Here is a 13,299-nt window from a genome sequence, read left to right as displayed (position 1 = left end):
CCTGTCAGGTCGCTCGAGTTCCGCAATTCGGGCAGAACTTCGTCCCCGGCGCGAGCATCGTCTGACACGCCGCGCAGGGCTTCGGCTGCGGCGGCGCGAGCGACGTGCCGCACTCCGCGCAGAACTTCCCCGGCGGCACCTTCGCGCTGCACCCCGGGCACGTCACCGTTCCACCCTGCGGCGCGGGCGACGCCTGCGGAGGCGGCTGCTGCTGCGGCTGCCCTCCGGGCTGGCCCATCTGCTGGCCGTACATGTTCGCCATCGCGAAGCCCATCCCGAGCCCCGCGCCGGCGCCCACCGTGCCCGTGCCCTCGCCGCCCTTCGCCATGCCCTGACCGGCGCCGAGCATCGCCTCGCCCGCCGCGTACTGCATGAAGTTGCCGCCGGTGAGCTCGTCCTTCGCGCGCTTCTTCGCCTTGATGTCGGCGTAACGATCCTGCGCGCCCTGGATGCGCTTCAGCTCGTCGTCGCTGAAGTTGATCGTGAAGTCGCCGAGCCCGAGGAACTGTGCGCCGATCTCGCTCAGATCGTCGCACTTCTGGAGGAACGACTGGCCGAGCTCGTCGTGGTACGCGGGCAGCGCCTGGATCTCGATCTTCTGGCGGATCACGAAGTTCGGCACGGTCTTCTTGACCGAGTTCATGAACTTCGTCTGGATGAACGACTCCACTCGGTCGTTGCTGGGCGTGCCGCCCATGCCGACGTAGTTGACGATGAACTTGTCGGGCTCGACCACGCGCCAGATGAAGGTGCCGAAGATGCGCGGGCTCACCGTGATCTCGAGCTCGGGATCCTTCATCGGAGGGAAGGGCCCGCCGAACTTCGTGTTGCGGTTGGGCCGCATGCTCACGAAGTAGAGATCGGTGACGAAGATGTTCCCGCCGGTGAACGAGTCGACCAGGTTCGAGAGGAACGGGATGTTGCCGGTGTCGAGCTGGTGGCGCTGTCCGACCCCCGCGGTGCGCAGCACGCCGACCAGCGAGCCGTCGCGGAAGAACACCGCCGCCTCGTCGGCGTCGATCGTGAGCTGGGAGTACTTCGGGATCGTGCGCTCGGGATGCTTGTAGACGATCAGATCCTTCGCGGAGTCGGGGCGCGCGATCATCATCTCGCGCACACCACCACGAACGAAGTCCATGATTCCCATCCTGGGCCCTCCCGTATCGACGCGTATGAGGCCGCTGACGATGCGGCGCGATCGAGACAACGCAGGATAACCGCCATGCGTTCCCTGCGAAAGCTTCGGGAACCGCGTCCGAAGCACGCTGTCGATGGAGCGATGCGAATCGTCGCGCTCGTGATCTCGATCGTGGCGTCCGGCCTCGTCGCGAGCGGCGCGAGCGCGCAGGACGCGGGCACGCCGGAGCTCGACGAGTTCCGGCGCATGGTCGACGCCGATCCGTTCACCGCCGAGGAGAGCGATCCGATCGGCACGTCCGCGGGCGACGCCGAGATGCGCACGATGCGCCTCCCCGAGCCCGAGGAGATCGTGGAGGAGCGCATCCCGCCGGTGAGCGGCGACGTGCTCACCGCGATCCCGGGTGTGCGCGAGACCGAGCATCGCGCCGAGATCGAGCTGCGCGAGGGCGTCGCGATCGTGCACGAGCGGATCACGCTGACGAGCTCGGCGCGCGTGCCCGCGGAGGCGCGGTATCGGCTCGCGGTGCCCGAAGGCGCGGTGCTCGTCGCGCTCGAAGTGTGCGCAGCGGGCGCGTGCCGCACGGGGATCGCGGATCGCACGACGGGCCCGCTCGGCGCGTACGACGACGCGGCGCGTGCGAGCGGATCGAGCGCGGCGCCGATTGCGCATGCGACGAACGCGCGCGACGAGCGCGGCGACGCGATCGTGGTGCGCGCCGCGCCGGTGCGGCGCGCCGGGCTCGAGGTGCGCGTCGCCTGGGCGGTCCGGACGATCGTGCGCGGCGGGCGCGTGCGCTTCCTGGTACCGGCGCGCGGCAACGACGCGCGCGTGGTGGACACGCGATGGACGGTGCGCGCGATCGATCTCGTCGCGCCCTCGATCGACGGAGTGCCGATCGAGACGCGCGAGGAGACGCGCCCTTCGAGCGTCCCGATCGCGCTCGGCGCGACGCTGCCGCTCACCGCGGGCGTGCGCGCGACCGCGTCGAGCGTGCCGTGCGCCGCGGGACGATGCGCGCGGCTGCGCGTCGTCGCGGGACGTCCGAGCATCGCGGGCGGTGACGTGATCGTCGCGATCGACGCGTCGCCGTCGACCGTCGCGTCGGCGCGCGGACGGATCGCGCCGACGGTGCGCACGCTGCTCTCGATGCTCCCGAGCGGCGCGCGGGTGCGCGTGGTCGCGTTCGCGGCGCGCGCCGAAGAGGTCGGTGCGTCGTGGGTGGCGCCCACCGCGGTCGACTCGGGCGCGCTCGATCTCGCGGTGGAGCGTGAGCTGGGCTCGGCGACGCGGTTCGAGGCGCTGTGGGCGCTCGTGGGCCCGTGGGCGCGTCGCGGCACGCGCGTGGTGATCGTGGGCGACGGCGGGCTCACCGCGAGCGCCACGGGCGCCGGCGCGTTCGCCTCGGCAGCGCGCGAGGGCGTGATCCTCGCGTCGGTCGACGTCGCGGATCGCGCGAGCACCACCGCGCTGCGCAGCGCGATCGAGGGCGCGAACGGTGTGGTCATCGACGCCGGCGCCGAGGCCCAGGGCGCGACCGCGGGCAGAGGGAGCGAGCCGCTCGTCGCGCGGCTGACGTCGGCGCTCGCGCCGGTCGCGATGCGCGCGGTGAGCGTGCGCATCGGCGACACCCGCCACGCGCTCGGTGTGCTGCGCGAGGGCGAAGAGCTCGTGTGGGAAGGCCCGCTCTCGGGCGCGACCACGTCGGCGTCGATCACCGTGGACGGCACCACGACGCGCGCGTCCGCGGCCGGCGCGGAGATCGGCCCGGCGCTCACCGCGCTCGCGGATCGCGGCGCCACCGCGCTGGCCGCGATCGACGCCAGCGACGTCGCGCGCGGCGACGCGGGCTCGTGCCGCGCGCGCGGGCCCTACGCGTCCAACAGCGGCGTGGTCGCGCGCGGCGAGACGATCGCGCTCGCGCACACCCGGCGTTGTGATCCCCCGCCCGCCACGAGCGCGCTCGATCGTCCGCGGCGCGAGCATCGCAGCGGCGTCCCCGCGCGCGTGCTGCTCGCGTCGCTGCGACGTCGGGTGATCCCGCCCGCCCGTGCGTGCTTCCGCGCCGATCGCGCGGGGCGCGCGTCGTACCAGGAGCGCGCCGAGCTGCGCGTCGAGCTCGCGGATCGCGAGATCGTCGCGGTGCAGGTCGGCGGTGCGATCGAGGAGGCGCTGCGCACCTGTCTCGAAGGCGCGCTCGACGGGCTCGACGTGCCCGGGTTCGATGGCCGCGTGATCGTGACGTGGCCGCTCTACACGGCACCGACGCTCCCGCCGCCCGTGCTCGAGCTGCGCTCCGACGTCGCCGACGAGGTCGATCGCGTCGCGACGCCGGAGTGAGTGCTCGGTTGGAGTGCTCGCGGGCGGAGGGAAGGGCCCTCCGCCCGCGAGCCGATCGCGAGCTCTCTCACTCGGAGAGCTTCTTCAGCGCGACCGCGTTCATGCAGTAGCGCAGCCCGCTCGGCTGCGGTCCGTCGGGGAACACGTGCCCGAGGTGCGCCTCGCAGACGTTGCAGAGCGTCTCGACGCGCACCATCCCGTAGCCGCGATCGACGTGGTACGCGATCACGTCCTGCGCGACGGGCTGCGTGAACGAAGGCCATCCGGTGCCCGACTCGAACTTCGTCGACGCGTCGAACAGCAACGTCCCGCAGCACTTGCACTCGTAGCGCCCCGGCTCGAAGAGCGAGCACATCTCCGAGCTGAACGCGCGCTCGGTCCCGTGCTGCCGCGTGACGTGGAACTCCTCGGGCGTGAGGAGTGCGCGCCACTCCGCCTCGGTCTTCCGCACGGTGCGCGGCGGCGGCAGATTGCCCTTGTCGGCGAGGGAGACGACGTCGTTCCAGGTGAGCATGAGGACCGCATCTAGTGCGACGGAGTCATCGCGACAAGAGAACGCCGGGCGCCGTCGCGAGCTCGCGGACCGTCGCGAAGCGCCCCGCGCGGTAGCGCAGGAACATCTCCGCGATCTCGGCGCGCGATCCCGCGACGAAGGGCCCGTGCTGCACGATCGGCTCGTCGAGCCGCTCTCCCGCGAGGAGAACGACGCGCGCGCCGCGCGGTCCGGCGCGCAGGACGACCGAGGACTCGGTCTCGCGATCCAGCCATGCGACCTGCCCGGTCGCGGCGTGATCGAGCGAGCCGTCGACGACGTAGACGAGCCCGCCGTACGCGTCGGGCAGCGCTTGTTCGAACGACGCGTCCGGGTCGAGCCGCACCTCGAGCGCGGTGATCGGCACCACGTTGGCCCTCGGTGCGACCACGTCGCCGCTCCGGCCACCGTAGACGCGCACCTCCGCGCCGCGCTCGCGTCGCACCGGCGCGCCGCGGATCACGCGGAACGACGGCTTCGTGCCCCGCGCATGCGCCGGCAGCGCGATCCAGACCTGCAGGATGCGCGTCGGCCCGCGCGACTCGAGGTGCTCGCCGTGCACGACGCCGCGGCCCGCGGTCATCCACGCCGCGTCGCCCGCGTCGAGCGCGCCCTCGTCGTGATCGAGCACCGAGCCCTCGAGCACGAGCGTGAACGTCTCGAGCCCGGCGTGCGGGTGCGCCTCGCCGATCGGCGCACCGGGCGCGAGGTCGATGCGATCGTCGGTGATCAGCACGAAGGGATCGCTCGCCGCGAGATCGTGCGGCGAGAGCACCGCGACCGCGGTGTGCCCGGCTCCGAGGAAGCCGACCGAGGGAGCGGGCGTGTCGATGCTCGGGAGCAGCCTGCTCACGCCATCCTCCTCTCGAGCGCGGGGACGCGCCCCGTCGACCACGGAAGCGGGCGCGCCAGGCGCGACGCGGGCCGGAGCGCCCACGACGCCGCCGCGATCACGAAGAGCGCGATCGGCGCGACCGCCCCGGGCGCGTCTCCGCTCGCGACGTGCGAGAACGCGGCGCCGGTGAGGTCGAACGCGATCCCTGCGTACGCCCACTCCTTCAGCCGGCCGAGCCCCGGCGCGAGGAGCGCGGCGACGCCGGCGAGCTTCCACGCGCCGAGCAGCGTCGCGAGGTACGCGGGATAGCCGAGCCGCTCGAGGCCGGTCATCACCTCGGGCGCGCGCGTCAGGTCGAGCACACCGCCCGCGCCGAGCGCGAGCGCGAGCAGCGCGGTGGAGATCCAGTAGGCGATCGGACGTAGCGCGTTCATGTCGAGCCTCCTCTTCGGAACGCGCTCAACGTGGGGGTCCGCGTCATCTGTCGCTACGGTCGATCGAATGGCATCATCTGCTCGAAAATGATCCAAACGGAGCCGCCCGAGACCGCCGAGCTGCTCACGTTCGTGCGCGTGATCGACGCGCGCTCGATGACGCGCGCGGCCGCGGAGCTGGGCGTTCCCCGCGCCACGATCGGACGGCGCCTCGCGCGGCTCGAGGAGCGGCTCGGCGTACGGCTCGTGCGGCGCACCACGCGCAGCCTCGCGCTCACCGAGCCCGGCGAGCGCTTCTACCAGCACGCGCGGCGCGTGCTCGACGTGCTCGGCGAGGCCGAGTCGAGCGTGCGCAGCGATCGCGCGACGCTCTCGGGCAGCCTCCGCGTGTCGGTCCCGCCGATGATCGACGAGGACTTCTTCGCGATGCTCGCCGGCTTCGCCGCAGCGCATCCCGACGTGCGGCCGCAGGTCCACTTCGCGAGCGTGCACGTCGATCTGCGCCGCGACGGCTACGACGTCGCGCTGCGCGCCGGATCGATCTCCGAGCCGGGGCTCGTCTCGCGAACGCTCGCGCGCATGCCGGTGATCGCGGTCGCGTCACCGCGTTACCTCGCGCGACACGGGACCCCGCGCGCGAGGCGCGATCTCCGGCGGCACCGCTGCCTGATGGGCTTCGAGCGCGGAGACGTGCCGCAGTCGCAGTGGCCCGCGAGCGGCGGCGTGATGCACGTCGACGGTGCGTTCTTCTCCAACGAGATCCGGCTGCTCCGCGCCGCGGCGATCCGCGATCTCGGCATCGCCATGCTGCCGACGACGCTCGTCGCCGACGACCTCGCGCGCGGCGCGCTGGTGCGCGTGCTGCCCGGCGTGCTCCGCGGCGAGAGCCGGCTCGCGCTCGTGTACCCGGAGCGGACGCTCGTGCCGCCGCAGGTGCGCGCATTCATCGAGGCGGTGACCGCGTGGGCGCCCGGCTGGGTCGAGCGACGGCTCGCTCAGAACACCCAGTAGGTCACGACCCAGCCGATGATCGCGCCGATCGCGAGACCACCGAGGACCACCACCGTCGACACCGTCTTGCTCGGCGCCGGTGCCTCCGCCCAGTTGCGCCGCCGCGTGAGCCGCTTGCCGAGCACGAGCGCGAGCGGGCTCTCGCGCGTGATCCCGAGCAGGTCCGCGACCGCGCCGATCGCGCGGCGATCCGCGTCGCGCACGTCGGGCGAGCTCTCCTTCAGCGCGACCGCGTAGACCAACGCGAGCGCGGGCGGCAGTCGCTCCGCCGAGCCCGGCTCGGGCGCGAGCAGCTCGCACACGTCGGCCCACTGGTTGCGCCCGACGAGCCGCTCGATCGACGCGAGGCGATCGTCGACGACCGGCTTCACGTCGGCGGTCGGCTTGATCTGCTCGGCAGGCGTCGGGTTCTTGATCGAGAACACGCCCGGGCGCGCAGGCGGCGTCACCGGCGCGGCCGGGGGCAGATCGCTGGGAAGCGGGAGGCCGGCGGGCGCGGAGTCGTGGACGCTCACGCGATCCAGGGTACGCGATCGGACGGTGTGTCGGGAACGATCCGCTCCGACCATAGGTATCATCGCGTCGATGCACGCACGCGCGCTCGGAGCGTTCGGGATCGTGACCATCGCGGTGATGCTCGCGTCGAGCGCGTCGGCGCTTCCGCCGCGCGGCGCCACGAGCTGCGACCTGACCGGCGAGTGGATCGGCGACGCGGTCGACGACGCGGGGACGCGCTGGACCTTCCCGATGCACGTGCAGCAGGAAGGCGCGACCGTGCGCGCGACGATCGAGTGGCACGGCTCGAACGGCCACACCGGGACCGAGCGCGTGCGCGGCACCATCGACTGCGCGTCGCGCGCGATCGAGCTGCAGACCGAGTCGATCGCTAGCGAGCACCTCGTGCCGGGCGTCTATCACGCGACGGCGAGCGCCGACTTCCGCTCGTTCGCCGGACGGTGGGAGGGCCCGAGCGCGATCCCGGGCCGCTTCACCGTCCGCCGTCGCTAGCTGCCGATCAGAGCACGAGGTTCTCGGGGGTCGGCACCACGATCGTGAGGGTCCGGCCGATGCTCCCCGCCGTCGCGTCGGGCGCGGTGCCGGTCGAGCCCGAGCCGCCGTGGCCGCCGGACGCGCCGCCGCCGCCGCCGAACACGTACGTCGCGGCCGGGCCGGAATTCGCGCCCGCCGTGCCGCCGTTCACCTGCAGCGTGCCGGTGATCGACGGCGCCGACGCCGCGACGAGCAGGACGACGCCGCCGCCGCCACCACCACCGCCGCCCTCCGCGGTGCCGCCGTTGCCGTTGAAGCCGACCGCGCCGTTGCCGCCGTTCGCGCGGACCGCGCCGCCGACCGAGAGCGAGCCCGCGCTGAGCAGCACGACCACGCCGCCGCCTCCGCCACCGCCGCCCGCGATGCCCTGCCCGGCGGTCATCGGGTTCTGCCCGTGCGCGCCGTTCGCGAGGATCGACCCGCCCACCGGGATCGAGATCCCGCCGCGCGCGAAGAGCGCGAACGAGCCGCCGCCCTCGCTTCCGCCGCCGGCGTTCGCCGGACGGCCGCCTGCGCCGCCGCCGTAGAGCGGAAGCTCGACGAGGTTCGTGATCGAGAGCGGCGCGATCGCGATGCCGCCGTTCGGCGGGCCCGCGCTCGAGCGCGCGATGCCGGGGTCGGCGCGATATCCGCCGCCGTCGATCGTGCCGGTGTCGACGACGATCTGGCCGGTGATCGTCGCGGCGCCGGTCGCGCGGAGCGTCACGCCGGACGGGACGACCAACGTGCCGGCGATCGTGATCGACGTGAACTGGAGGCTCGTGCGCGTCGCCCCGAGCGCCGCGACGCCTGCGGGCGTCGTCAGGTCGAGCGTGTTGCCGACCGCGACGCTCAGCGCGCCCGCGCTGCCGTCGCCGTACGCCGCGAGCGCGCCGGCCGGTCCTTGCGGTCCCTGCGCACCCTGCGGCCCGGTCGCGCCCTGCGGTCCCTGCGCTCCGGTCGCGCCCTGCGGTCCCTGTGCTCCGGTCGCGCCCTGCGGTCCCTGTGCTCCGGTCGCGCCCTGCGGTCCCTGCGCTCCGGTCGCGCCCTGCGGTCCCTGCGCTCCGGTCGCGCCCTGGACGCCCTGCGGTCCTTGCGCGCCGTTGCACACGTAGCGCGTGAGCGCCGCGCTCACCTCGGCCGCGTCGAGCGTGCCGTTCGCGTTCGCGTCGATGCCGGCCTCGATGCGCACGCCGCCGGTCGCGCAGTTCGCGCCCGGAGGGTCGGCCGAGGTGCGCATCGCGATCGAGCGTCCGTCGTCGCCGTCGCAGATCGGCCGCGTCGACTCGACCTCACCGGCGTCGAGCGCGCCGTCGCGATCGTCGTCGGTGCCCGACGTGAGCACCACGCCGCCCGACGCGCACGCCGCGCCCGCGGGGTCGAGGCGCACCAGCGTGTCGAAGCCGTTCGCGCCCGCGACGCCCGCCGGGCCCTGCGGCCCGATCGCCCCACGCGCGCCGTTGCACAGGTAGCGCGTGCGCGCCGCGTCGATCTCGCCGGCGTCGAGCGTGCCGTTGCGGTTCGCGTCGAGGCCGAGCTCGAGCCGCGTGCCGCCGTCCGCGCACGTCGCGCCGCTCGGCTCGGGCGTGAGCTGCGCGAGCGTCGTCAGCCCGTCCGCGCCCGCGATGCCCGCGGGTCCTTGCGCGCCGCTGGCGCCGGTCGCGCCGGTCGCGCCGTCGCAGAGGAAGCGCGTACGCGCCGGGTCGATCTCGCTCGCGTCGAGCGTGCCGTCGCGATCCGCGTCGAGGCCGACGTCGAGACGGCTGCCGCCCGCGTCGCAGCTCGCGCCGGCCGGCTCGGGGGTGAGCGCGACCAGCGTCGTGAGGCCGTCGACGCCCGGGATGCCCTGCGGTCCGGTGCCGCCGCCGTTGCAGACATAGCGGGTCATCGCCTCGTCGATCTCGGTCTCGTCGAGCTCGCCGCTCGCGTCCGCGTCGAGGCCGACCTCGAGCTTCGTGCCGCCCACCTCGCAGTTCTCGCCGGGCGGCTCGTCGCTCACCGACACGAGCGCGTTGATGCCGCTCGGGCCGGGCAGGCTCATCCCCGCGGGCCCCATCGGGCCCTGCTCGCCCTGCGCGCCGCGCTCGCCGGTCGCGCCGCTCGCGCCGTCGGTGCCGTTGCAGACGAGCTGGGTGCGCGACGCGTCGATCTCGTCGGCGTCGAGCGTGCCGTCGCGATCGGAGTCGGTGCCGGTGTCGATCCGCGCGCCCCCGCTCGCGCAATTCGCGCCGGCGGGCTCGAGCGAGGTGGAGACGAGCACCGAGGGAGGCGCGCTCGAGGCCTCACCGCCGCAGGCGGCTGGCACGAGCGAGAGCGCGCAGAGCGCGAGAGTGCGAGCGATCCGAATGGAGGAGTGGGTCATCGAGGCGGACGCCGAAGGTACTCCTCGTTCTGGGATTATCAATTTGTTCCGTTGCGGCTGTTCACTGGAGGACGCGCAGCGTGCCCTTCACGACGCCGTAGCCGCCCTCGGTGCGCAGCTCGCGCAGCGTGTCCTTCGCGCTCGTACGGCCCTCGATCAGCGCGCGATACGCGCGCACGAGCCGGTGCACGTCCGACGCGCGCTCGCGCACCAGCTCGATGCGGAAGCGCTGCACGCCGCGCTCGCGGAGCCGCGACACGAGGTCCGCGCCGCTCTGCGCCTTCGCGTGGAACACGGTGTTGCGGCACCCGACGTCGGCCTCGACCGGATGATCGATCCCGGCGCGATCGCGCAGCGAGATCTGGTGCTTCTCGCAGGGCCTGCCGCACGTCTTGTAGTCGCTGCCCTCGCTGAGCAGCGCCGCGATCACGCAGTGCTCCATGTGGAAGAGCGGCATCGGGTGGTGCAGCACCACTTCGGCGAACGGCGCGAGCGACCTGCCGTCCGAATCGACGGAGCCGAGCAGCCCGACGAGCTGCTGCGCGTCGAGATCGAACGACGGCGTGAACGCCGCGAGGCCGCGCCCGAGCACCTCGCCCGCGGCGACGCGGTTCGTGACGTTCAGCGAGAAGTCTCCGATGCGCTCGATCCCATCGCTCGCGCTCTGCGCTTCGAGCAGCGCGCCGAGCCCGCGCACGAGCAGCGCGTCGGGCGCGAGCGAGCGCAGGAACTTCTCGATCTTCTCCTCGCCCGGCTTGCGGATGCGCGGCGGCGCGAGCGTGAGGTGGAACGGCGTGCCGCGCGCGCGCAGCGCACGCACCGCCTCGCCGGTGCCGGTGAGCTCGAGGAAGTCGAGCGTGATGCCGTCGGCACCAGCATCGAGCGCAGCGTTCGCCTGCTCGAGCGTGCGGCAGAGGACGAAGAGCGCTGCGTCCTCGCGACCGAGGCGCGGCGGCGCGCGATCGGGCACGCTCGCGGCGCGCACGAGATCGTTCGCGGTGATCGACGTCGTCGCGTGCGCGGCGTGATTCGCGGTCGACAGCGCGTCGGTGAGCGCGCGGCGCGCGCGATTGAGCGACGAGATCGGCAGGTGCGCGGCGCTCGGTAGATCGACGTCGAGCGCGCGCAGCGAGAACGGCGTGTCGCCGAGCCGACCGAGCTGCTCGCGAAGGCGCGCTTCGTCGAGCGGGTGTTTGTCGGCGTGGGCGAGCGGCGCGTCGCAGGTCACGCGCGCGGTCTGGCCGCGCTCGGTGCGCGCCTCGAGGATCGGCGCCTCGCCGAGCATGCCGGCGATGCGCAGGTCGAGCGCGATGCGATGCGGCTCGCGCTCGAGGCGCGTCAGCACCGCCTTCTCGCGCGCGGGATCGCTCGTCTTGAACACGCGATGACCGACGCATGCGGCGCTCGCGTCGACGTCGGGACCGAGCCACACGCGATCGCCGTCGACGTCCCAGACGCGCCCGCCGACCTCGCCCTCACCGGCGCGCGCGCCCTCGATCAAGAGGCCGTCGCCGCGCGCGATCGGCGCCTCGAGATCGCGCATCACGAGCCACACACGACCGCGCTCGCGCTGCACCTGCGCGAGCGTGCCGACGTGGAGCCCGCGGTGATCGCAGCCGCGCGCGTCGACGAGCCGCTGGTGATCGACGCCCGCGAGGAAGCCCGGCCCCGAGCCGCGCGAGTACGCCTGCAGCGCGTCGCGCCGGGTCTCGTCGAGATCGCCTTCCTGCGTGCCCATCGCGGCCGAGATCGCGCGTCGATAGAGCGTCGTCGCGGCGCCGACGTAGTCGGGGCCCTTGAGGCGGCCCTCGATCTTCAGCGACGTGATCCCGAGCTTCATCAGCTCGGGCACCAGCGAGCTCGCCTCGAGATCCTCGGGCGAGAGCAGGTGCGCGCGATCGCCGAGGTCGCGCACCACGCCGTCGACCACGAGGTCGTAGGGGAGCCGGCACGCCTGCGCGCACGCGCCGCGGTTCGCGCTGCGGCCGCCGAGCGCTTCGCTCGTGAGGCACTGGCCCGAGTACGCGATGCAGAGCGCGCCGTGCACGAACACCTCGAGCTCGAGCTCGGGCGCCGACGCGCGGATCGCCGCGATCTCCGTGAGCGAGAGCTCGCGCGCGAGGATGATGCGCGACGCGCCGAGCGACGCCGCGAACGACGCGGAGCCCGCGTCGGTGCACGTCATCTGCGTCGAGGCGTGCAGGTGGAGGCTCGGCGCGATCGCGCGCACCATCTTCGCGACCCCGAGGTCCTGCACGATCACCGCGTCGACGCCGCCCTCGGCGCAGGCGCGGATCGCGCGCTCGACGATCGGCAGCTCGTCCTCGAAGACCAGCGTGTTGAGCGTCACGTACCCGCGCACGCCGTGCGCGTGGAGGAAGCGCATCGTGCTCTCGAGCTCGCGCGCGTCGAAGTTCGTGGCGCGAGCGCGCGCGTTGAACCCGGTGAGCCCGAAGTACACCGCGTCGGCCCCGGCGCGCACGGCCGCGCGCATCGCGTCCGCATCGCCCGCGGGGGCCAGCACCTCGGGGCGATGAGTCCCCGAGCCAGCGAACACAGCGGGGCGATGAGTCCCCGAGCCAGCGAACACAGCGGGGCGATGAGTCCCCGAGCCAGCGAACACAGCGGGGCGATGAGTCCCCGAGCCAGCGAACACAGCGGGGAGAACAGTCCCCGGATCAGCGGGGCGCGTCGAGGACATCGCGCAGTCCTGGGGGAGCCCGCGCGATGTCGCAAGCGCGCGCTGTGATCAACCGGCGCGGCGGAGCTCGGGCGCCACCTCGGCGGCGGTGCGCAGCGCGTCGTACTCCTCGGGATCGTGCGCGCAGAACACGCGCACGTCGCCGCCCTCGCGCAGCGCGCGCAGCCGAGCGTGGTTCTCCGCGACCCGCGATCGATCGAACGCGAGGCGCTGCTCGAACACGCGCAGCCCCGCGGGCATCGGCGCGCGCGCGTCGTCGATCGCCGCGCGATGGAAGTACGCGTCGCCGCAGTGCACCAGCGGCCCGCCGCTCGCGCCCTCGACCCCGACGCACGCGTGGCCGCGCGAGTGGCCCGCGAGCGGGATCAGGAAGATCTCGGGAGGCAGCCCCTCGAGCGCGCGCACCGCCTCGAAGCCGCGCCAGCGCTCCCCTTTCGCCTCGTAGGTCGACCACTTCGGCCCGTGCGCGAAGTGCACCGGGCGATAGCGGCTCTTCTCGGGCATCGTGCGCCGCAGCAGCGCCGCGTCCTTCTCCGCCGCCATCACGTGCACCGTCGCGTGCGGGAAGTCGGGCAGGCCGCCCGCGTGATCGAGATCGAGGTGCGTCGGCACGATGTGCCGCACGTCGCTCGCGCGGAAGCCGAGCGCTTCGATCTGCTTGAGCGCGGTCTGCGCGACCGAGGGCGTGCTCGTGCCGATCAGCACGCGGGTGAAGAGCCCGCCGAGGCGCCCCTTCGGATCGGCGCAGTCGTCCACGCCGATGCCGGTGTCCACCAGCACGAGCCCGTGGCGCTCGGTCTCGATTAGCAGGCAGTGGGCCTCCATGCGCCCGCGCTCGAAGAGCGATCCGCGCCCGTTCACGAGGCGCGCGGACAGCGGACAGAAGGTCAGGCACGAGAGATGGTGGACGCGCATGG

Annotated in this window: 11 protein-coding genes; 3 read left to right on the top strand and 8 right to left on the bottom strand. The window is 73.5% G+C overall.

The features are described from left to right. Window positions 1–4: 4 nt before the first annotated feature. Window positions 5–1,138, bottom strand: coding sequence for an SPFH domain-containing protein (locus DB32_RS48755; protein WP_053237086.1), 1,134 nt, complete (start codon window positions 1,136–1,138; stop codon window positions 5–7). A 141-nt stretch (window positions 1,139–1,279) separates the two neighbouring features. Here DB32_RS48755 and DB32_RS35450 point away from each other — a divergent pair, with 141 nt between their 5' ends. Beyond that, complete coding sequence (locus DB32_RS35450) at window positions 1,280–3,478, top strand: vWA domain-containing protein (protein WP_053237085.1); 2,199 nt, start codon at window positions 1,280–1,282, stop codon at window positions 3,476–3,478. 67 nt (window positions 3,479–3,545) lie between these two features. On the opposite strand, the gene msrB is transcribed toward DB32_RS35450, so the two are convergent. Genes msrB through DB32_RS35435 form a run of 3 tightly spaced genes read right to left on the bottom strand, consistent with a single transcriptional unit; the run spans window position 3,546 to window position 5,279 of the window. Beyond that, window positions 3,546–3,992: a peptide-methionine (R)-S-oxide reductase MsrB gene (msrB, locus tag DB32_RS35445; RefSeq protein ID WP_053237084.1), complete on the bottom strand. Its 447-nt coding sequence runs from the start codon at window positions 3,990–3,992 to the stop codon at window positions 3,546–3,548. 25 nt (window positions 3,993–4,017) lie between these two features. Beyond that, the gene (locus tag DB32_RS35440; RefSeq protein ID WP_075098104.1) at window positions 4,018–4,863 is read right to left on the bottom strand and encodes a pirin family protein; all 846 of its coding nucleotides are present in this window, start codon (window positions 4,861–4,863) and stop codon (window positions 4,018–4,020) included. Then, the gene (locus tag DB32_RS35435) at window positions 4,860–5,279 is read right to left on the bottom strand and encodes a DoxX family protein (protein WP_075097704.1); all 420 of its coding nucleotides are present in this window, start codon (window positions 5,277–5,279) and stop codon (window positions 4,860–4,862) included. Before DB32_RS35435 ends, DB32_RS35440 begins: the two co-directional genes overlap by 4 nt. 87 nt (window positions 5,280–5,366) lie before the next feature. Between DB32_RS35435 and DB32_RS35430 the strand changes: the two genes are divergently transcribed. Then, entirely contained in the window at window positions 5,367–6,290 is a 924-nt protein-coding gene (locus DB32_RS35430) for a LysR family transcriptional regulator (RefSeq protein ID WP_053237082.1), read from the top strand. Here DB32_RS35430 and DB32_RS35425 read toward each other — a convergent pair. Then, on the bottom strand, window positions 6,275–6,805 hold the full coding sequence (locus tag DB32_RS35425; RefSeq protein WP_053237081.1) for a hypothetical protein: 531 nt from the start codon (window positions 6,803–6,805) through the stop codon (window positions 6,275–6,277). The two genes, DB32_RS35430 and DB32_RS35425, sit on opposite strands and share 16 nt — an antisense overlap. Window positions 6,806–6,875: 70 nt before the next feature. Between DB32_RS35425 and DB32_RS35420 the strand changes: the two genes are divergently transcribed. After that, entirely contained in the window at window positions 6,876–7,298 is a 423-nt protein-coding gene (locus tag DB32_RS35420) for a hypothetical protein (protein ID WP_053237080.1), read from the top strand. 7 nt (window positions 7,299–7,305) lie between these two features. On the opposite strand, the gene DB32_RS35415 is transcribed toward DB32_RS35420, so the two are convergent. From DB32_RS35415 to DB32_RS35405, 3 genes are all read right to left on the bottom strand, one after another. Next, complete coding sequence (locus DB32_RS35415) at window positions 7,306–9,579, bottom strand: DUF7151 family protein (RefSeq protein WP_053237079.1); 2,274 nt, start codon at window positions 9,577–9,579, stop codon at window positions 7,306–7,308. Window positions 9,580–9,742: 163 nt separating this feature from the next. Beyond that, a complete protein-coding gene (locus DB32_RS35410) occupies window positions 9,743–12,205 on the bottom strand; it encodes a U32 family peptidase (RefSeq protein WP_240481290.1) in 2,463 nt (820 codons plus the stop codon). 225 nt (window positions 12,206–12,430) lie between these two features. Beyond that, a complete protein-coding gene (locus tag DB32_RS35405) occupies window positions 12,431–13,297 on the bottom strand; it encodes an MBL fold metallo-hydrolase (protein WP_053237078.1) in 867 nt (288 codons plus the stop codon). Window positions 13,298–13,299 lie beyond the last annotated feature (2 nt).

It is taken from the genome of Sandaracinus amylolyticus (assembly GCF_000737325.1).
Classification (GTDB): Bacteria; Myxococcota_A; Polyangia; order Polyangiales; family Sandaracinaceae; genus Sandaracinus; species Sandaracinus amylolyticus.
This window is presented reverse-complemented; position numbering and strand designations above follow the sequence as displayed.

Coding starts and splice junctions, on each gene's coding strand:
- DB32_RS48755 (WP_053237086.1), bottom strand. CDS start 1,138: ATGGACTTCGTTCGTGGTGGTGTGCGCGAGATGATGATCGCGCGCCCC.
- DB32_RS35450 (WP_053237085.1), top strand. CDS start 1,280: ATGCGAATCGTCGCGCTCGTGATCTCGATCGTGGCGTCCGGCCTCGTC.
- msrB (WP_053237084.1), bottom strand. CDS start 3,992: ATGCTCACCTGGAACGACGTCGTCTCCCTCGCCGACAAGGGCAATCTG.
- DB32_RS35435 (WP_075097704.1), bottom strand. CDS start 5,279: ATGAACGCGCTACGTCCGATCGCCTACTGGATCTCCACCGCGCTGCTC.
- DB32_RS35430 (WP_053237082.1), top strand. CDS start 5,367: ATGATCCAAACGGAGCCGCCCGAGACCGCCGAGCTGCTCACGTTCGTG.
- DB32_RS35420 (WP_053237080.1), top strand. CDS start 6,876: ATGCACGCACGCGCGCTCGGAGCGTTCGGGATCGTGACCATCGCGGTG.
- DB32_RS35405 (WP_053237078.1), bottom strand. CDS start 13,297: ATGCGCGTCCACCATCTCTCGTGCCTGACCTTCTGTCCGCTGTCCGCG.